The sequence below is a fragment of the Erwinia pyri genome, from assembly GCF_030758455.1.
Taxonomy (GTDB): Bacteria; Pseudomonadota; Gammaproteobacteria; order Enterobacterales; family Enterobacteriaceae; genus Erwinia; species Erwinia pyri.
On the sequence record NZ_CP132353.1, the window covers coordinates 1,213,543 to 1,232,079 of the forward strand.

Here is an 18,537-nt window from a genome sequence, read left to right on the forward strand (position 1 = left end):
CATGCGTTATAAGGGATTTACGGTACATGCACCGCTGATGCTGGGTGGAGAAGATGGTGAGGCCGAAATACTGGGCGCCGCCGTCTGGCTGTGGATGCATTCAGATATGCACCGGGATGCACCGCTGCATGTGCTGCCGGTGGTGTTGCTGCCGGTGATTAAGCGTCGTCAGTATGTCCTGGTACAGGAAGGCGACCGCCCGGTTTTTTTTCTGAGCTGGGCGTGGATGGATGAAAGCGCGGAGCAGCGTTACCTGAACGGGCGGGTAGTCACTCTGCCGGAAGAGGAGTGGTGTTGTGGCGAACGGATGTGGTTTCGGGACTTTATCGCCCCGTTCGGCCATGCACCGCAGATGTTCCGCCTGCTGCGTGAAGAGATCTTTCCTCATCATATTGCCCGTTCACTCTGGCACCGGGGCGGAGACAAAGGCAGGCGTATTCAAACGTTTTATGGCAGCCGTGTTACCGGCGATGAGCTGCGGCAATGGAAACAGGCGCATCCGCTGACCCTTGCCTTAACGCAGAACTGACCACTCACCCGTTGCTGAAGATAGCCGGAGCGCAGGCGGGCCAGAACGAACTCAGCAATAATATGTTTGGCGTAACTGGCATGTTGTCACGGATGCTGGCGCAGGAGACGCTGAACTCGGCGGCCATGGCGGAAGCGGGCAAAGGCGGCGCAAACGAGCAGGCGGCGCTGGCGCTGACCAAAAAGGTAAAAGAAGGACTTGATGCAGTATGCGCGGCAAACCCCAGCTGCCTGCTTATGGCGATAGTGTCGGCACAGAGTCAGCAGCATGCGGACGGAGCCGGAAGCAAAACGGAAACCGTACCGGTTAACGATGATCTGACGGGTGGCAGGCTGGTTAATCCGGCGCAGGATGAAAATAAAGGAACGTCGCTGGTTACGCCGGATCAATCAGGTGATCGGGGAGCAGGCCATACCGGGAATACTGAAGGCGCGCCGGATACGGGCGGGAACAGTACGGTAACGCCGATCCCTGAACAGAATAAAGATGATCTGGCTTATCTGGCAGAGGGTAGAGACAACAGACTGCCTATCCCTGAACCGACCGTAGCAAGCAATGGATTAAAAATTGAATCAAACAGCAAGCATACGCCGGGCGCGCAAGGATTTAGGCTAAATGCAGGTATTGAACCAAAAAACTCTTTAGAGCTTTTTGAAAATTCTATCTCGACAAAAGATCCAAAAATAAGGTTATCTATTGATGGTGAGGGGAATATACATAGATTCTTTAATACCAGCAAAGATGGTACAGGCACATTCCATTGGAGTGGTAGTACCGGAGATGGAAAAAATGCATTAGGTAACAGAGAACTTGGGTCTTTTAATAAAGAAGTTAAAGAACTGAGGGGGAAATGATGATTTTTGGTCAACCATATGAATTTGCTGTTTTTTATGAGTTATTGGAAAAAACAGATGATAACTATTGGAAGTTTGGCATTTTTATTTTCTTTATTGATGATGATATATATCCAACGAAAGGTTCTAACTATACGTTGTCTATGGCTATGGATTATCTTAAAGATAGTTATCAGGATGTAATTGATTGCAAAGTATGCTTATTAAATGCTTCGGTGGAAGACAATGTGTTGTTTAAAATGCTTGCTCATTCACATGGTATGTTGCTTAATAGTGACCCTAATGAGCTCGAAATTTCTAATACTGAAAAACTAGGCGTATTCTTAAGTCCTTTAGAAATTACTGATAATGGATTTTATCTTTTTTATTATCCAGGTGACCAAGATGAAGAGTATTTAATTTATAGTTCAGATTATGGTAGTACAGCTAAACGGACTGTATTAAAAAAAGGTACGGTTAGTAATGTTCTAGCACAACTCCCAAATAAAGATGCGATAAAGTAACCTTTATAAACCCCAGCTGATAGTGGAGATAGGGATCCAGGCCGCCAACATCACGAGGACGGAAGGTCAAATCCGAGCTACAAATGCCGGTAAAGCCGAGCTGGAAAGGAACGGGATTAAAGAGCCGCAGAAAGGCGCGTTGAAGGGAGCTTGGGCGGAGTACAACGGGAAGCTGACAGCGACGGACAGCTACAAGACCGCGCAGCAAAAATGGGGAACGGGCGGCGCCAACCAGCAGGCAATCCAGGCGGCCACGGTGGCGATGCAGGCTCTTGCGGGCGGTAGCATGGCGCAAGCCTCCTCAGATCCTGAGTAAAATTCTGAGCAAGATAGATCCCGGCGTTGGCCGTGATCTTTTACCTGTAGACCGGCCCAGCTTGGATCTGCTGACTGCGAATGCAGGTATATAACGATTCTATCCACAAACAGGGAATGACCTGTCACAACAAATGAGTAAGGAATACACCATGAAGAAGATGATTGTAGGGATTGTTTTGGCTGGTAGCGTAATGACGAGTCCTCTGGCAACGGCGGACAGGCAGACGGTCAGCCTGGGGTACGCCCATAGCAAGATTCAGGATATGGGTAATCTCAACGGCGTGAATCTGCAGTATCGCTATGAATGGAACTCTCCGCTGAGCATTATCGGCTCTTTCAGCTATATGAAAGGTGATGACAGCGATGTATATCATGATGCCGCAAATGATTCCTATAAAACGCGCTTCAAGACGAAATACTATTCGCTGCTGGCTGGGCCAGCTTACCGCATTAATGATTATGTCAGTGTCTATGGCTTGCTGGGTGCGGCTTTTACGAAAACAGACGGTCGCTATGAATGGCGTAACAGCGTGGGTGCCGATGCTGCGGTCGGGCATCTGACTATAGAAGGTTCTGCCCATTCAACGAATCTGGCCTGGGCTGCGGGTGTGGCAATCAACCCCATTGATAATTTGTCAGTCAATATTGGTTATGAAGGCTCCCGTACCGAGCTTAACGGAAGTGATAAATCCATCAATGGCTTCAACGTTGGTATCGGCTGGCGGTTCTGATTTGCATCATTACGCGCCTGAGGGCGCGTATTTCTTCACCAGACGATCTGGTGAAGCAGGTGTAAGCGCGGATGAGGGTGACGCAGTGGCACCCAGTCCGACTGAAGTCATTCCCAACATGTCCATCAGAATCTTAAAAACGGGTGCCACAGATATTTTTTACCGGTTATTGCCCCTCCTTCCAGAGCTCAACCAGCGCTGGCGGGGCCTGATCTTCCGGGATCAGCAGCACAATATTCCCCACCCGATGCGGCGTTGCGTAGCTGACCTCAATGCGAAAATAGCGTTGATCGCCCCGTCCGGCACGGCTCTGTTCCCCTGGCGGTTCTCCCAGCGGCATGACCTGACGCAGCACGTTGCAGACGTGCTCACGCTGCGGCTGGCTGAGCTGCCCCAGCGCGATTCGTCTGGGGCCGGCAAGCTTGGGGATATAAGCGAATCCGCCTTCACGCGCTACATCAATGACGGCATCATCACTCAGTTCCGGCAGGTTGTTCATGCCAGTACACCCACCTCTTTCCAGGCATTTTCAATTGCCTGACCCACTGCCTGGTTAAACCGTTTCTCGCCGTGGCGAACGGTAAAATCAGCAAACGTTTTAAAGTCGGCATTTTGCGGCAGCGTCTTGTCGCAAACGGTGTCATACCAGGCATAACCTGCCTGCTCCCAGGCATAGCCACCCAGTGCTGTAGCGGCAAGGTAGAAAGCGCGATTAGGGATGCCGGAGTTCAGATGCACGCCGCCGTTGTCATCGCGGGTCTGGATATAGCCCTGCATATCGGCAGGTTGAGGATCTTTGCCCAAAAGCGGATCGTCGTAGGCCGTGCCGGGAGCGGACATTGAACGCAGCCCTTTGCCGTTGATCCCTTCAGCCAGCAGCCCCTCGCCAATGAGCCAGTCTGCCTGGTCAGCCGTTTGCTTGAGGTGAAACTGCTTCACCAGCGAGCCGAAAACGTCAGACAATGACTCGTTGAGTGCGCCCGCCTGTTCAAAATAGATCAGGCCCGCTTCCGTCTCCGTCACGCCATGCGCCAGCTCATGACCCACCACATCAAGTGCGATGGTAAAGCGGTTAAAAATCTCGCCGTCCCCGTCGCCGAACACCATTTGCTGTCCGTTCCAGAAAGCGTTCTGATAATCCTTACCGTAATGTACGGTGCCTTTTAGTGTCAGCCCCTGGTTGTCCAGCGAGTTGCGTTTATAAGCCTGCCAGAAAAAATCGTAGGTGACGCCCAGATAGTCATAGGCTTCATTGCTGGCGACGTCGCTACCTCCGGGCTGACCCTCTGCACGCACCAGTTTACCGGGCAAGTTCTGGGTCTGTTCTGAATCATAAATTTCCCGCTGGACCTGTCCAGGCTCGGCGGTACTGGCACCTTCGGGTTTGATCCAGGTTTCCGCCATCAGCGTCTGGACATGCGCCAGCGTGTTGCGTGCGCAGCTTTGCTGCACGCCGGAACCGTTATCAATGATTTTACGCAGGATATAAGGGGGAATAACGCCATAGTGCATACCATGCTCCCTGGTCGACGGTGAGTGTCAGGAAAGTATAGTCACGATTGGCGAATTTTGCGGCAAAGAGCAGTAGACAAAAAGTGCCAATGATTTGCAGAGAATGAGCCATAACAGGCAACGTCTGGTTTCCCGGGAAATCAGGCAGCAGGCGACATCTGCTTTGACACAAAATTAGCAAACCTTGTCGCCTGGCAAAGCACAGTCACTCTATTCAGCCTTTTTTTTACTGTTGCGTACAGGCTTAATCGGGGTGATGGCGGTCACCTCGCTCTCTACCCAGCCGTCGTCCAGCCGGGTTTTAAGCGTGTCACCGGGCGCTAACTGCCGGCTCTTTTTCACTACCTGGCCATCAGCGGCGGTGGTGACGCTGAAACCGCGTGCCAGCGTTGCCAGCGGACTGACGCCTTCAAGCTGGGCGGTCAGCGTTGAGAAGCGCTGTTTGCCGTCGTTCAGCTTAAGCTGCATCGCCTGTTGCAGGCGGTACTGCCACTGCTGAAGCTGCTGTTGACCCCGGTGAATACGTCCCTGCGGCTGAAACGCGCTCAGACGCTGCTCAGCGCGTTCCTGCAAACGGATGGCCTGTCGCACTCTCAGTTGCATTGCGTCGTCCAGACGGCGCTGCAGGCGCATCAGTGAGGTCTGCTGACGAGCCAGGCGTAACTGAGGATGCTGCTGCTGAAGACGATGCTGTAAGCGGGTATAGGTACGGTTCTTCTGAGCGAGGAAGTAATCCATCGCCATTTCCAGCCGCGTTTGCTGAGACTGTAGCTGTCGCAGCAGCTCAATCTGATTGCGGCTGACCAACTCTGCCGCGGCGGAAGGGGTAGGGGCGCGAAGGTCAGCAACGAAGTCCGCAATCGTCACATCAGTCTCATGACCAACGGCGCTGACTATCGGAATGCGGCTGGCAAAGATAGCTCGCGCCACGCGCTCATCGTTAAAGCTCCAGAGATCTTCCAGCGAACCGCCGCCGCGGCCCACAATCAGCACATCACACTCTGCACGCGCATTAGCCAGCTCAATGGCGCGGACAATGCTGGCTGGCGCGTCAACGCCCTGAACAGGAGTGGGGTAGATGACTATCGGCAGGGAAGGATCCCGGCGGTGCAACACGCGCAGCACATCGTGCAACGCCGCGCCGGTGGAGGAGGTGATGACCCCAACCTGACGGGCCGGGTCGGGCAGCGCCTGTTTATGGGCCTGTTCAAAAAGCCCCTCGTTGAGCAGCTTTTGCTTCAGCTGTTCAAACTGCTGCTGCAGCAGACCTTCACCCGCAGGCTGCATGCTTTCCGCAATCAGCTGATAATCACCACGCGGTTCGTACAGGGTAATGGTCGCCCTGACCAAAATCTGCTGGCCGTTTTGCGGCCGGAAGGTGACCCGCCGGTTGCTGTTGCGGAACATCGCACAGCGAACCTGCGCCCCATCGTCTTTCAGGGTGAAGTACCAGTGGCCGGAAGAGGGCTGAGAGAAGTTGGAGATTTCAGCACTCAGCCAGACCTGGCCCATTTCCTTTTCCAGCAGCGTTCTCACCGTGGTATTGAGACGGCTGACGGTAAATATATTGGCAGATGGCGGTAGCGACATGTGATGAAGATCAAACTTTAAATCAGAGGGTTAATTAACCGATACTACAGGCCTCGTCAGCGGGATCAAGAACTTTTCATAAATAATGCTGGAGGCAATCGATTACGCCCTGTATAATGCCGCGGCAATATTTTACAAGTTCTCATTCACCCTGAGGTTGAGATATTGCCATGCTAAGAATCGCTAAAGAAGCCCTGACATTTGACGACGTTCTGCTCGTTCCCGCTCATTCGACTGTCTTACCCAACACGGCTGACCTCAGCACCCAGCTTACCAAAACCATCCGCCTGAACATCCCTATGCTTTCCGCTGCAATGGATACCGTGACCGAAGCTGGTCTGGCTATCGCACTGGCGCAGGAAGGCGGACTGGGCTTTATCCATAAGAACATGCCGATCGATCGCCAGGCGGAAGAAGTTCGCAAGGTGAAGAAACATGAAAGCGGCGTGGTCACTGACCCGCAAACCGTCCTGCCAACCACCGCGCTGAGCGATGTCAAAGCGTTGACCGAGCGTAACGGCTTTGCCGGTTACCCGGTAGTGAACGGCGACAACGAGCTGGTGGGGATCATTACCGGCCGTGACGTGCGCTTCGTGACCGATCTGAGCCTGCCGGTTTCTGCTGTCATGACCCCGAAAGAGCGTCTGGTAACCGTCCGTGAAGGTGAAGCCCGCGAAGTCGTGCTGCATAAAATGCACGAAAAGCGTGTGGAAAAAGCGCTGGTGGTGGATGACAGCTTCCATCTGCTTGGCATGATCACCGTGAAAGATTTCCAGAAAGCGGAGCGTAAACCCAACGCCTGTAAAGATGAGCATGGTCGTCTGCGCGTAGGGGCTGCGGTTGGCGCTGGCGCCGGTAACGAAGAGCGTGTTGATGCGCTGGTCGCCGCCGGTGTTGACGTGCTGCTGATCGATTCCTCACACGGCCACTCCGAAGGCGTTCTGCAACGCATCCGTGAAACCCGCGCAAAATATCCCGATCTGCAGATCGTTGGCGGCAACGTCGCGACTGGTGCGGGCGCACTGGCGCTGGTTGAAGCTGGCGTGAGCGCAGTGAAAGTAGGTATCGGCCCGGGTTCTATCTGTACTACCCGTATTGTTACCGGCGTGGGCGTACCGCAAATCACCGCTGTTTCTGACGCGGTTGAAGCGCTGGAAGGCACCGGCATCCCGGTTATCGCCGATGGCGGTATCCGTTTCTCCGGCGACATCGCTAAAGCTATCGCTGCTGGCGCCTCTGCTGTAATGGTGGGTTCCATGCTGGCCGGTACTGAAGAGTCTCCGGGTGAAATTGAACTCTATCAGGGCCGCTCTTTCAAATCCTACCGCGGTATGGGTTCTCTGGGCGCGATGTCCAAAGGTTCCTCAGACCGTTACTTCCAGACCGACAATGCCGCCGACAAACTGGTTCCGGAAGGCATTGAAGGCCGCGTGGCTTACAAAGGCCGCCTGAAAGAGATCGTACACCAGCAAATGGGCGGCCTGCGCTCCTGTATGGGCCTGACCGGCTGTGGTACTATCGACGACCTGCGCACCAAAGCGGAATTTGTCCGCATCAGCGGCGCCGGTATTTCGGAAAGTCACGTTCACGATGTGACCATCACCAAAGAGTCCCCGAACTACCGCATGGGTTCATAAAACCCTGACTTCACGCCCGGCTTAAGCCGGGCGCTTTAATCCTAATCCCTGAATTTGTTATATCGCCCTGGAATAGCCCAATGACGACGGAAAATATTCATAAACATCGCATTCTGATCCTTGATTTCGGCTCGCAGTATACGCAGCTGGTTGCACGCCGGGTGCGTGAACTGGGCGTCTACTGTGAACTGTGGGCGTGGGATGTCACCGAAGAGCAGATCCGCGGGTTTAACCCGAACGGCATCATCCTGTCCGGTGGCCCGGAAAGTACCACGGAACACGCCAGCCCGCGCGCGCCAGAGTATGTCTTTAACGCTGGCGTACCGGTGCTGGGCGTTTGCTACGGCATGCAGACCATGGCGCTGCAGTTAGGTGGTGAAGTGAAAGGCTCTAACGAGCGTGAATTTGGCTATGCGCAGGTTGAAGTTGCGGTGCAGAGCGCGCTGACTCGCGATATCGAAGACTCCCTGAGCGCTGAAGGCAAGCCGCTGCTGGATGTCTGGATGAGCCATGGCGATAAAGTCTCCGCTATCCCGGCTGATTTCGTGACCGTTGCCAGCACTGAGACCTGCCCGTTTGCGATTATCGCCAACGAAGAAAAACGTCTCTACGGCGTGCAGTTCCACCCGGAAGTGACCCACACGCGCCAGGGCCTGCGTCTGCTGGAGCGGTTTGTACGCGACATCTGCGAGTGCGAAGCGCTCTGGACGCCAGCGAAAATTATTGAAGATACCGTTGAGCGCCTGCGCGAGCAGTGCGGTAACGACAAAGTGATTCTGGGACTGTCGGGCGGTGTTGACTCATCTGTAACGGCTATGCTGCTGCACCGCGCGATAGGCGACCGTCTCACCTGCGTCTTCGTGGATAATGGCCTGCTGCGCCTGCATGAAGCTGAGCAGGTAATGGATATGTTTGGCGACCATTTCGGTCTGAACATCATTCATGTGCCAGCTGAAGCGCGTTTCCTTGATGCCCTGGCCGGTATTGATGAGCCAGAAGCCAAGCGTAAGACCATTGGTCGCGTGTTTGTGGAACTGTTCGACGAGCAGGCTACCACGCTGCAGGATGTGAAGTGGCTGGCTCAGGGCACCATCTATCCTGATGTGATTGAGTCTGCTGCTTCTGCCACCGGTAAAGCGCACGTGATCAAGTCGCACCATAACGTGGGCGGCCTGCCAAAAGAGATGAAGCTGGGCCTGGTTGAGCCGCTGAAAGAGCTGTTCAAAGATGAGGTGCGTAAGATTGGTCTGGAGTTAGGCCTGCCTTACAACATGCTTTACCGTCATCCGTTCCCGGGGCCGGGTCTGGGCGTTCGCGTACTGGGCGAAGTGAAGAAAGAGTATTGCGATCTGCTGCGTCGCGCCGATGCTATCTTCATCGAAGAGCTGCATAAAGCTGACCTGTACAACAAGGTAAGCCAGGCGTTCACCGTGTTCCTGCCGGTTCGTTCAGTGGGCGTGATGGGCGATGGCCGTAAATATGACTGGGTTGTCTCCCTGCGCGCCGTAGAGACCATCGACTTTATGACCGCTCACTGGGCGCATCTGCCTTATGAGTTCCTGGGCCGCGTCTCTAACCGCATCATCAACGAAATCGACGGCATCTCCCGCGTGGTTTACGATATTTCCGGTAAGCCGCCAGCGACGATTGAGTGGGAATAATTTAGCGCACAGCTAATTTCATGCCTGGCAGCTTCAGATAGCCAAAAGCCCGCGTAATTGCGGGCTTTTTAATTTCAGGGATTATTTTCAGCAACTCTGGCTAAAAAACGTTATTAACAACAGCGCAGTTTCAGCTCTGAGCAGCTTTACTCAGCGTATCGCTAATCCACTGATTAACACTTTTTCCTGCGACTTCCGCTGCTGAATTGATGGCCGCATGCGTTTCAGGTGGAATACGTAAACTGATTTTTCCACTGGCAGGACGCTGGGCTTTAAGCCCGTTTTCCCTGCAGTAAGTCAAATAATCATCCACCGCTGCTTCAAATGCTAAACGTAAATCGGTGACGTTATCAGCATGAAAACCAATCACATCACGAATGCCGGCCACATGCCCTGTCAGACAGCGATCTTCATCGCTGTACTCAATTTTGGCTGAATATCCTTCGTAGTTCATAGTACCCATGGGGTTACTCCAATCGTTTCAAGGAATTTCCTGCCATCGCGTATCTGATAGGCCAAGATATTATGATATCATTTAGTGATATCACTTCAAGGGTTTTGAATTTTCTTTGGGACATAAAAAAGGGCGAAGAGCTCGCCCTGTTTTTATCGCTCCAGCCCTAATGCAGTAAAAACAGAGTAGCCAGCCCGAGGAAAATAAAGAAGCCGCCGGTATCGGTCAGGGCAGTGATCAGCACGCTGGAGCCCACCGCCGGATCGCGCTTGAGTTTCGTCATACATAGAGGGATCAGCACGCCCATCAACGCCGCCAGCAGCAGGTTCAGCACCATCGCCAGCATCATTACGCCGCCGAGCGCGGGATTGCCATACATCGCCCAGGTGACGCCGCCCATAATGCCGCCCCAGCAGATGCCGTTAATCAGCGCCACGCCAAGCTCGCGGCCAATCAGGAAAGAGAAGTTGCCCGGCTCTACCTGATGTAAGGCTAATGCGCGGACAATCATCGTAATGGTCTGATTTCCCGTATTGCCGCCAATACCGGCGACAATCGGCATCAGCGCAGCCAGCGCGACAATCTGCGAAATAGTGCCTTCAAAGAGGCCAATAACCCTGGAGGCGACAAAAGCGGTACAGAGGTTGACCGCCAGCCACGTCCAGCGGGTACGCACGGCTTTTCTGACCGGGGCGAAGACATCTTCATCCGGGTTAACGCCACCCATTTTACGAATATGACTGTCGTTGGATTCGTTAACCAGATCGATAACGTCTTCAACGGTTACGCGGCCCATTAACTTGCCTTTAGCATCGATAACGGCGGCTGAAATCAGGTTATAACGTTCAAACGCACCCGCCGCATCTTCCGCTTTATCGTCAATCCGGAAGGTTGTGGGCTTGTCGTTCATCACCTCAAAAACCATTCGCTTGGGCTTGTTCAGTAAAATATCGGTCAGCGAAAGCTCGCCCAGCAGGGTGTTATTTTCATCGGTGATAAACAGTTTATCGGTGCCTTCAGGGATCGATTTTTTGCGGCGAAGATAGCGTTGAACCGTGGCGAGCGTCACGTCGGCGGGCATGGTGATCAGTTTAAAATCGGTGATCCTTCCCACGCGGTCGCGGTCAAAATCCATCACCTCCAGCACGCGGGAGCGCTGTGCCGGATCCAGAGAGGTCAGCAGCCGTCCGGTTAAATCGCGTGAAAGGTATTTTGCCAGATAGACCTGTTCATCAATATCCAGCGGTTCGATAGCGCGCAGTAAATCGCGGTCGCTCATCTCTTCAATCAGACTTTCCCACACGCTCTCGGAAGCTTCCACCAGCACCATCCCGCGGCGCTCGGTATCAATCAGACGCCACAGCGCCTGACGTTCATCTTCCGGCAGGGCTTCAAGCAGATCGGCAAGGTCAGCGGCGTGCAGCAGAGGAATATAGCTTCTGATCTCTTCCGCTTCTTCCCGATGGGATTCGGCTTCAGCGGGTGTTTCCTTCAGGGGACGTTCAAGAAGCGTATCGACCAGATCGTTATCGTTGAGCAGTAGAGTTAAAATGCGGCCGCGGATTTCAGCAAGTTGCTGGCTGTGGGATAAAGCTACAGACATAAAAATTCCCTTGAGTCTGGCAAAAGAGGAGCGAAAAGCTAAGTATTGCCTAAATCAGGCAAAAGAGTGAGAGAAGTCGCTTATTTTCAGGCAGCTTCGTCAGGCAGGGCGCAGCAGGCGCGGCTTATTTCGTCACCGCAGTGGGTACTGCAACTTCCTGTTTTTTCTGCTGATGGTGCTCAAAAGCGGCCGGGACGAGGTAAATTAATCGTCCTGTAAGGATGATAAAACTCACCAGCAGGACAATACGGGTCATACGGCTGGTTTTTTGACGTTTCCTGAATGATATGGCGCTGTTCACGCGGCGTTTCCTGTCGGGCCCGAAGGCGATGGTATAATTTAGGCACAGCTACAGTATCAGGTCAACGTAATGCAGCCTCGCCCTGGTGAAATTTCCAACAAAATTTTACCTGCTGCTTTCTGAAGAGAAGCTAAACGGCAATGTTATTGGCAGAGTAAAAAGGTCTGGTTTGATGCAGATCAAAATCGTTCCCTCCCGTGATCCTACTATGACCAGCTCCCTCCTTTTGCATCAGGAATTATCTGTTTAAGTCATCGGCAAAATAACAGACTTATTGAGCGTCATGAGAATCAACTATTGGATCGCCCGCTTTAGCCGGAGTCCGGCAGGATTACCGTTAATTTTACCGCTGCTCCTGATGCCTCTTTCCACCCAACTTTCTGTCCGGCTGGGGATAGAAAGCGGCTATGTCTATCTGATCTACCTTCCGCTGGCGATGTATATTGCCTGTCTGCTGGTATTCGACTGGCGGGCGATGCCGGGAATATTTTTGGTGCTCTGCCTTTACTATTTTCAGCGTTACAGCCTGGTGCCCGCAGCCCTGATCGTTCTGGCAACTGTGGCCTCGCTGGCGCTGGGCTGGAAAGGCTATAAGCTACATGCCGGTCGGCGATGGAACGCGAATTATGGCGGTATCACTCTGATGAAGGTTCGCCTTCTGTGGCTCGCTTTTCTGACGCCGTTATTGTTTATCCTCTGTATGCAGGTAGTAGCTTATTCAGGCTTCGTCCCTCATAAAGGGACAGTCTTCAGTCCCACCCTGTTTACGCTGCATATTTTATTAAACTTCCAGTCTCTGTTGCTCTCCTGCCTGACGATGATTCAGGTCTATTACTTTGCTATCCGTTGCCTGCGTAAGCCCAGGCTGACGAAAGTTATTTTCCTGCGGACAGGTAAGCAGGCTGCCCCCACCGTAAGCAGGGCAGAGGTACTCTGCTGGTCAGTGCTGGTTGCTTTCCTGCTGGTGATGCTTTTTATGGCGCACAAAAATCAGCAAAATTTACTGGCCAGCGACTACGGGCTGCCGTTAATACTGCCATTAATGCTCTGGTCAGCGATGCGTTTTGGCTATCTTTTTACCTCGCTAAGCTGGGCGGTATTACTGGTACTGCTTTATCAGCTCAGGGATCGTTTCCTCTCTTACGGCACTGAGCCGTACCACCTTGCGGTGATGTCCGCTAATTTGCTGGTTTTCAGCCTCACTATTCTGTTAATGGCTTCTATCAGCACCCGTCAGCGGCAGATGCTGGCTCAGGCCAAGCAGACGGCGCTGCGGGATCCGGTCTTTAACCTTCCCAATTTGCGCGCGCTTAGCGCGGATCTGGCGGAAAGCCCGCTGAATATTCTCTGCTTTCTTAGCGTCCCGGATCTTGATCGTCTCAGCCGGATCTATGGGCTGCGTCTGCGGATTAACTACAAGCGTGGCCTGGCCGCGCACCTGGGGTCGGCGTTGCAGCCAGGTGAGGAAGTCTACCAGCTGCCGGGCTTCGACCTGGTTATCAGGCTCAATTACAGCGGGCATCACGCCCGGATCGAGACGATCACCGCCAGCATGAAGGCTTACCACCTTCAGTGGGAGGGGCTGCCCATACATCCTGAAATTGGCTTCAGCTACTGCAGCGTCCGGCGCCCGGTCACGCATCTCTATGAACTACTGGGGGAGATGAGTGCAATGGCGGAACAGTCGCTGAAAACCGGTATAGCTGAGAATCTTCAGCAGAATAACAGCCTGCCGGTACAGCGCCGCGTGGCCGAAAAAGTGGCTTTGCTGAATGAGATCAAAGCCACGCTAAGCCAGCAGGGCTACCCGCTGTGGGTGCAGCGCGTAAAGGGGATCAGAGGCGATGATTTCTACGCTATCACCGTGCGGATGAGTGACAGAGCGGGGCAGCCCATATTGCCCGCTCAGCTGGAAGAGTTTGGATTAACCTGGGATCTGGACCGCTGGATGATTGAGCAGTCGCTCGCGTTTATCCATCGTTACCGCCAGGCGCTGCCGGGCAGCCGCTTCGCCATTACGCTCTTCGTCTCCACGCTTTGTCGGCCCCGGCTGGCAAAGGAGATTGCGCACTATCTGGATACATACCGGCTGGAACCCTGGCAACTGATTGTTCAGGTGCCGGACTCCCCGGCGCTCAGCCAGACCAACTGGGGATGCAACGCCATTGCGCAGCTTCGCCAGTTGGGCTGTGCGGTGGCGATTACAGAATTTGGCAGCAAATTTGCCAGCTATACCAGCTTACCCGGGCTGGAGGGCGATCTGCTGAAGATTGATGCCCGTTTTGTAGGGAACATGCTGCAAAGCAGTCAGGATTATCAGGTGATCAAAGCCCTCTGCGTGTTAGCAAGATCCAGAAGAATGCAGGTGATAGCGGGGGGCGTAGATTCACAGGAGGTGGCGGAAGAGCTGCGTCGGCTCGGCGCGGACTATCTGCAGGGAGAGGGTATCGGCGAGGAACGGCCTTTAAAAGAATTGATTGGGGTAACACGGGCGATCTGATCTCGCCCGTGTCGCTTTAGTCTTTAGTCATCTCTTTTTGCGCCAGCAGCGTGGCAAACCGCAGCGGAATACGGTTGCCGTGCTCATCGGTGCGGTGAAGCTGACCCACGTTCTCGTTGTATTTAACGATGTGCCACTTACGGTAGTAGTCGCTCAGCTCGCCAGATTTAAACGCAAACGGGAAGCCCTGGTCACAGGGATAATCTTCAGTATCCATCGCGGCCACGATCAGGTTATAGCCGCCCTTAACCGTGCTGGCCTGCATATCCGCAATCAGCTGAGGGATCGTCTCAGGCTGCAGGAACATCATTACCACGGTAGAGAAGACAAAATCCCAGGCACCGTTGAAGCGCCAGCTATTCAGGTCTTTCTGCGCGGTGACAATCCCCTGCAGGTTCTCCTCGGCAATAATCTGATTCAGACGCGCCAGGCTGGCCGGATTGTTATCCCAGCCGGTTACCTCAAAGCCTTTCAGGTTAAGCCAGAGGGCATTCCTGCCGTTGCCACATCCCACATCTAAAGCGCGGCCTGGCGGAATACGTTCCAGCGCTTCCACCACCTCAGAATGGGTAGGGGAGAGCTGATACTTCTCGGTGTAGTAGTTATCGGGACGAAGGATCATGATGCGGCCTCCTCCTGAATCATCAGCTGCCAGCCGGTAACGTCTTTCCAGTAGCTCTGCTCGCGCTCCAGATCGAGCTGTACCAGGTTGTTCTGGCTGAAGTAATCCGCCGGGAAGGTTAACGTCCAGTGGCCGTCATCGGTCTCCAGCTTCAGCGACTCTGGGGTCGAGGTAGCCTGGCGCTGATTGTTAAGCAGGGCGCCCAGGCGCAGCAAAAAGACCAGCGGCAGGAACTGTTTTTTCTTGAACAGCGTCAGCCGCGGCATCTCATCCACTTTCACCGCTTTGCGGTGGAAGCGCACCAGCGTCGCCAGCAAGGTTTGCTGATCCTGATTGAAGCCCGGCATGTTGGTGTTTTGCAGAATATAGGAGGAGTGCCGCTGCATGCCGCTGTGGTTGATGGTCAGCCCCACCTCGTGCAGCATCGCCGCCCATTTAAGCAGCGCCGAAAGCTGCGGGTTAGCCAGCTTTGAATTCTGATCGCGCCACTGCAGATAGAGCTTCTCGGTGGTTTCCAGCACCCGCTTTGCCTGATCGCTGTCAATGGCGTAGTGGTTTGCCAGACTCTGCGCCGTTCTGCTGCGGATATCCTGATGGCGAAAACGCCCTTCCATCTCATACAGCACCCCTTCCCGCAGCGCGCCATCAGAGAGCCGCAGTTCGCGGATAGCCAGCGCGTCAAAAACGCCGCAAAGAATGGCAAGGCCCGGAACAAAGACCGCTTTACGTTCTTCAGACAGGCCCGGCAGACTCAGCGCTTCAAACGATTTATGTTTGATCACCTCGTCATAGAGCATCTCCAGTCGCTCCGGGGTGATCACCTTCTCTTTTTCACCCATCGCCAGCAGGACTTCACAAGCTGCTTTGATGCTGCCAGAAGCGCCTAGCGCGTACTGCCAGCCTGTCAGGCGGTACTGCCAGGCCATCGTTTCCAGCTTCTGCGCGGCGGCAAGACGGGCGCGGCGGAAGTTCTCTTTGCTGATCACTCCGCCCGGGAAATAGAGGTTGGCAAAACTGACGCAGCCCATACGGCGGCTCTCAACCAGCTTTGGCTCGAAATCTTCGCCGATGACCATCTCTGTAGAGCCGCCACCGATATCGATAACCAGCTTGCGGCCTTTCTCCGGCTGCGTGTGCTCAACGCCCATAAAAATCAGCCGGGCTTCTTCATTGCCGGAGATCACTTCAATCGGATAGGGGATCACATCCGCTGCCCGGCGCAAAAAGTCTTCCGCATTGACCGCTTCACGCAGCGTATGCGTCCCCACAATAGTCACGTTAGCAGGGCTGAAGCCCTGCAGGCGTTCGGCAAACAGAGCAAGGCAGGTCAACCCGCGCTGGATGGCTTCTTCACCCAGCACGTTGTTGTGATCCAGCCCGTCGGCGAGATGGACACGCTGCTTCAACCTGCCGAGCACCTGCATGGCGCCGTCTACCACGCGGGCAATCACCATATGAAAACTGTTTGAGCCCAGGTCGATGGCGGCAAATTCCTGCGGTTTGGGCGTATTTTTCTGGGATATTGGCATAGTGAGTTAGTCAGGTTGTTCCAGAGTTTTAATGTAATCGTAGATAGCGAGCTGGGCGCGGACCTTACGGCGATTGCCGCGCGGCACATACCGGTTACTGAGCTCTTTATCTACGAAGCGCGCCTTAAGCGTATCACTCAACAGTATGCCAATAATATCCAGCACACGCTGTTTCAGAATAGGGTCAAGAATGGCGACGGCGACCTCAATACGGTAATCAATATTGCGGGTCATCCAGTCTGCGGAGGAGAGATAGACTTTTTTATCCCCGCCATTATCAAAAATGTAGACGCGATCGTGCTCCAGATAGCGATCCACAATACTGATCACGCGTATGTTTTCGCTGATGCCTTCAAGATTAGGGATCAGCGAGCACATGCCGCGGATCAGCAGGTTGACCTTCACCCCCACGCTGGAAGCGGTATAGAGCCGGTCCACAAGGCCTTTATCCACCAGGTTATTGACCTTGAGCGTGATGCCCGCCGGCGTCCCTTTCTGGGCATTGGCAATTTCGTTGTCAATCAGCTGATAGAGCATCTTCCGGGAGTTCTGCGGCGAAACCATCAGATGCTCAAACGTCACCGGACGATAGGGGTTTTCAATAAAGTTAAATACCCGGCGCACTTCGTTGGTGATACGGGCATCAGCGGTTAACAGCGAATAATCGGTATAGATGCGGGCCGTTTTTTCATTGAAATTGCCGGTACCGATATGCGCATAACGGGCTATCTCACCGTTTTCACGGCGGGAGATCAAAAACAGCTTGGCGTGAATTTTCAGGCCAGGGGCGGAGAAAATCACATGTACGCCAGCTTCGGTCAGTCGTTTCGCCCAGTGAATATTGGCTTCTTCATCAAAGCGAGCCTGCAGCTCCACCACCACGGTAACCTTTTTCCCGTTGTAAGCGGCGTGGATCATCGCATCAATAATGCGCGAGTTCTTGGCTACACGGTAAATATTGATTTTGATAGCCAGCACGGCAGGGTCAAAGGAGGCCTGGCGCAGCAGCTCAAGCACATGCTCGAAAGTGTGGTAGGGATAGTAGAGCAGCACATCGCGATTACGGATTGCATCGAAGCCGTTACGGAAGCGGTCAAACCAGATGTGCCGCAGCTGAGGCAGCGGCTTATTTACCAGGTTCGCCTTGCCGACGTTGGGGAAGCCGATAAAATCTTTGAAGTTATGATAACGGCCACCCGGCACGATAGAGTCGTAGTTGGTGATGTTCAGCTTTTTGCTCAGCATCTCCACCATGGTGTCCGGCATATCGCGTTGATAAACGAAACGCACCGGCTCCGCCGTTAAACGCTGCTTCAGGCTGGAGGACATCAATTCCAGCAGGCTGGACTCCATCTCGGTGACCAGGTCATATTCCGCATCGCGCGTCATCTTCATCGAATAGGCATTGAGCGCATCGTAATCGAAGAAGCCACGGAATATATCGCCAAGACAGTAGCGCAGGATATTATCCAAAAGAATCATTGGCTTGCGGCGGCGAGGCGTCTCTGGCGGCAGATTCACAAAGCGGGGCACCTTGTCGGAGGGGATCTCCAGCAGGGCATAGCTGATCTCCTCGCCACGGATAATCTCTACCGCCAGATAGGTGTAATCATCCTTGAGGAATTCGATCAGATCGGTGTCGTGATTAACCAGGATGGGCGTAATATGCTGACGCAGATGGTGTTTAAAGTAGTGGCGCAGCCAGCTTTGCTGATTGGGCGAGAGCTGGCGTTCATTGATCAGGAAGATCTGGTTGCGCGCCATTTCCAGCAACAGATCGTTATAAAGGCTGTCAAATTCCTGATCCGCTTTCAGCACGCGGGCCTGAATTTTTTTTAGCAGATGGCGCGGGGTAGAGGGAGAACCTTGCTCTTCGCCAATCAAAATGCGGCGCTTCAGGTCAGCAAAGCGAACCTTATAGAACTCTTCAAGGTTATTGGAATAGATACCCAGAAAACGCATACGCTCAATGAGGGGATTGGTCTTATCCGCCGCTTCCTGAAGCACGCGCTCGTTAAACGATAACCAACTCAACTCTTTTTCTATATACAGCTTTTCCTGACCCATTTTTACTCCGTCTGCAGATCCTGTTTTGATCGGCCATTGTCTTCTTTCATTATGGCGAGAGTATGGCAGCAAAGTCCAACGGACATTGTTGATTGTCTTATTAATCTTATACGGGCAACATAGCGA

General features: G+C 53.6%; 17 protein-coding genes. 8 read left to right on the forward strand and 9 right to left on the reverse strand.

The annotated features are described in order from the left end of the window. The first annotated feature begins 1 nt into the window (after position 1). The 5 genes from Q3V30_RS05675 (at position 2) to Q3V30_RS05695 (ending at position 2,935) form a co-directional block, all read left to right on the forward strand. Complete coding sequence (locus Q3V30_RS05675) at positions 2–529, forward strand: toxin-activating lysine-acyltransferase (protein WP_306211315.1); 528 nt, start codon at positions 2–4, stop codon at positions 527–529. Then, the gene (locus tag Q3V30_RS05680) at positions 484–1,383 is read left to right on the forward strand and encodes a hypothetical protein (protein ID WP_306211317.1); all 900 of its coding nucleotides are present in this window, start codon (positions 484–486) and stop codon (positions 1,381–1,383) included. The genes Q3V30_RS05675 and Q3V30_RS05680 overlap by 46 nt, the downstream gene beginning before the upstream one ends. After that, the gene (locus Q3V30_RS05685) at positions 1,380–1,886 is read left to right on the forward strand and encodes an immunity 42 family protein (RefSeq protein WP_306211318.1); all 507 of its coding nucleotides are present in this window, start codon (positions 1,380–1,382) and stop codon (positions 1,884–1,886) included. Before Q3V30_RS05680 ends, Q3V30_RS05685 begins: the two co-directional genes overlap by 4 nt. 139 nt (positions 1,887–2,025) lie before the next feature. Further along, positions 2,026–2,202, forward strand: a complete 177-nt coding sequence (locus Q3V30_RS05690; RefSeq protein WP_306211320.1) for a hypothetical protein — start codon at positions 2,026–2,028, stop codon at positions 2,200–2,202. Positions 2,203–2,353: 151 nt separating this feature from the next. Next, positions 2,354–2,935: an Ail/Lom family outer membrane beta-barrel protein gene (locus Q3V30_RS05695; protein ID WP_306211322.1), complete on the forward strand. Its 582-nt coding sequence runs from the start codon at positions 2,354–2,356 to the stop codon at positions 2,933–2,935. A 166-nt stretch (positions 2,936–3,101) separates the two neighbouring features. Here the strand turns inward: Q3V30_RS05695 and Q3V30_RS05700 are convergent, their stop codons facing one another. The 3 genes from Q3V30_RS05700 to xseA form a co-directional block, all read right to left on the reverse strand. Continuing rightward, on the reverse strand, positions 3,102–3,434 hold the full coding sequence (locus Q3V30_RS05700; protein ID WP_306211324.1) for a protealysin inhibitor emfourin: 333 nt from the start codon (positions 3,432–3,434) through the stop codon (positions 3,102–3,104). Then, positions 3,431–4,447 carry a M4 family metallopeptidase gene (locus Q3V30_RS05705; RefSeq protein WP_306211327.1) on the reverse strand — a complete coding sequence of 339 codons (1,017 nt, stop codon included), beginning with the start codon at positions 4,445–4,447 and terminating at the stop codon, positions 3,431–3,433. Before Q3V30_RS05705 ends, Q3V30_RS05700 begins: the two co-directional genes overlap by 4 nt. A 210-nt stretch (positions 4,448–4,657) precedes the next feature. After that, positions 4,658–6,037, reverse strand: a complete 1,380-nt coding sequence (xseA, locus tag Q3V30_RS05710; RefSeq protein ID WP_306211328.1) for an exodeoxyribonuclease VII large subunit — start codon at positions 6,035–6,037, stop codon at positions 4,658–4,660. 170 nt (positions 6,038–6,207) lie between these two features. On the opposite strand from xseA, the gene guaB reads away from it, so the two are divergent. After that, positions 6,208–7,674: an IMP dehydrogenase gene (gene guaB / locus Q3V30_RS05715; protein ID WP_306211330.1), complete on the forward strand. Its 1,467-nt coding sequence runs from the start codon at positions 6,208–6,210 to the stop codon at positions 7,672–7,674. 80 nt (positions 7,675–7,754) lie between these two features. Further along, on the forward strand, positions 7,755–9,335 hold the full coding sequence (gene guaA / locus Q3V30_RS05720) for a glutamine-hydrolyzing GMP synthase (protein WP_306211332.1): 1,581 nt from the start codon (positions 7,755–7,757) through the stop codon (positions 9,333–9,335). A 130-nt stretch (positions 9,336–9,465) separates the two neighbouring features. Here the strand turns inward: guaA and Q3V30_RS05725 are convergent, their stop codons facing one another. From Q3V30_RS05725 to Q3V30_RS05735, 3 genes are all read right to left on the reverse strand, one after another. Next, the gene (locus Q3V30_RS05725; protein WP_306211334.1) at positions 9,466–9,798 is read right to left on the reverse strand and encodes a type II toxin-antitoxin system HicB family antitoxin; all 333 of its coding nucleotides are present in this window, start codon (positions 9,796–9,798) and stop codon (positions 9,466–9,468) included. A 157-nt stretch (positions 9,799–9,955) separates the two neighbouring features. Next, positions 9,956–11,392 (reverse strand): magnesium transporter, encoded by a 1,437-nt coding sequence (gene mgtE / locus Q3V30_RS05730; RefSeq protein ID WP_306211336.1) that lies wholly within the window; start codon positions 11,390–11,392, stop codon positions 9,956–9,958. A 124-nt stretch (positions 11,393–11,516) separates the two neighbouring features. Next, complete coding sequence (locus tag Q3V30_RS05735) at positions 11,517–11,693, reverse strand: YfgG family protein (protein WP_306211339.1); 177 nt, start codon at positions 11,691–11,693, stop codon at positions 11,517–11,519. A 283-nt stretch (positions 11,694–11,976) separates the two neighbouring features. On the opposite strand from Q3V30_RS05735, the gene Q3V30_RS05740 reads away from it, so the two are divergent. Continuing rightward, entirely contained in the window at positions 11,977–14,193 is a 2,217-nt protein-coding gene (locus Q3V30_RS05740) for a sensor domain-containing phosphodiesterase (RefSeq protein WP_306211341.1), read from the forward strand. 16 nt (positions 14,194–14,209) lie between these two features. Here the strand turns inward: Q3V30_RS05740 and tehB are convergent, their stop codons facing one another. The 3 genes from tehB to ppk1 are packed head-to-tail and all read right to left on the reverse strand — an operon-like array spanning position 14,210 to position 18,411. Continuing rightward, a complete protein-coding gene (tehB, locus tag Q3V30_RS05745) occupies positions 14,210–14,815 on the reverse strand; it encodes a tellurite resistance methyltransferase TehB (protein ID WP_306211343.1) in 606 nt (201 codons plus the stop codon). Beyond that, positions 14,812–16,344, reverse strand: a complete 1,533-nt coding sequence (gene ppx / locus Q3V30_RS05750; RefSeq protein WP_306211345.1) for an exopolyphosphatase — start codon at positions 16,342–16,344, stop codon at positions 14,812–14,814. The genes tehB and ppx overlap by 4 nt, the downstream gene beginning before the upstream one ends. Before the next feature lie 6 nt (positions 16,345–16,350). After that, entirely contained in the window at positions 16,351–18,411 is a 2,061-nt protein-coding gene (gene ppk1 / locus Q3V30_RS05755) for a polyphosphate kinase 1 (RefSeq protein WP_306211347.1), read from the reverse strand. Positions 18,412–18,537: the final 126 nt, after the last annotated feature.

Coding starts and splice junctions, on each gene's coding strand:
- Q3V30_RS05725 (WP_306211334.1), bottom strand. CDS start 9,798: ATGGGTACTATGAACTACGAAGGATATTCAGCCAAAATTGAGTACAGC.
- Q3V30_RS05700 (WP_306211324.1), bottom strand. CDS start 3,434: ATGAACAACCTGCCGGAACTGAGTGATGATGCCGTCATTGATGTAGCG.
- Q3V30_RS05685 (WP_306211318.1), top strand. CDS start 1,380: ATGATGATTTTTGGTCAACCATATGAATTTGCTGTTTTTTATGAGTTA.
- Q3V30_RS05675 (WP_306211315.1), top strand. CDS start 2: ATGCGTTATAAGGGATTTACGGTACATGCACCGCTGATGCTGGGTGGA.
- Q3V30_RS05695 (WP_306211322.1), top strand. CDS start 2,354: ATGAAGAAGATGATTGTAGGGATTGTTTTGGCTGGTAGCGTAATGACG.
- ppk1 (WP_306211347.1), bottom strand. CDS start 18,411: ATGGGTCAGGAAAAGCTGTATATAGAAAAAGAGTTGAGTTGGTTATCG.
- ppx (WP_306211345.1), bottom strand. CDS start 16,344: ATGCCAATATCCCAGAAAAATACGCCCAAACCGCAGGAATTTGCCGCC.
- guaB (WP_306211330.1), top strand. CDS start 6,208: ATGCTAAGAATCGCTAAAGAAGCCCTGACATTTGACGACGTTCTGCTC.
- mgtE (WP_306211336.1), bottom strand. CDS start 11,392: ATGTCTGTAGCTTTATCCCACAGCCAGCAACTTGCTGAAATCCGCGGC.
- xseA (WP_306211328.1), bottom strand. CDS start 6,037: ATGTCGCTACCGCCATCTGCCAATATATTTACCGTCAGCCGTCTCAAT.
- guaA (WP_306211332.1), top strand. CDS start 7,755: ATGACGACGGAAAATATTCATAAACATCGCATTCTGATCCTTGATTTC.
- tehB (WP_306211343.1), bottom strand. CDS start 14,815: ATGATCCTTCGTCCCGATAACTACTACACCGAGAAGTATCAGCTCTCC.
- Q3V30_RS05705 (WP_306211327.1), bottom strand. CDS start 4,447: ATGCACTATGGCGTTATTCCCCCTTATATCCTGCGTAAAATCATTGAT.
- Q3V30_RS05680 (WP_306211317.1), top strand. CDS start 484: ATGGAAACAGGCGCATCCGCTGACCCTTGCCTTAACGCAGAACTGACC.
- Q3V30_RS05740 (WP_306211341.1), top strand. CDS start 11,977: ATGAGAATCAACTATTGGATCGCCCGCTTTAGCCGGAGTCCGGCAGGA.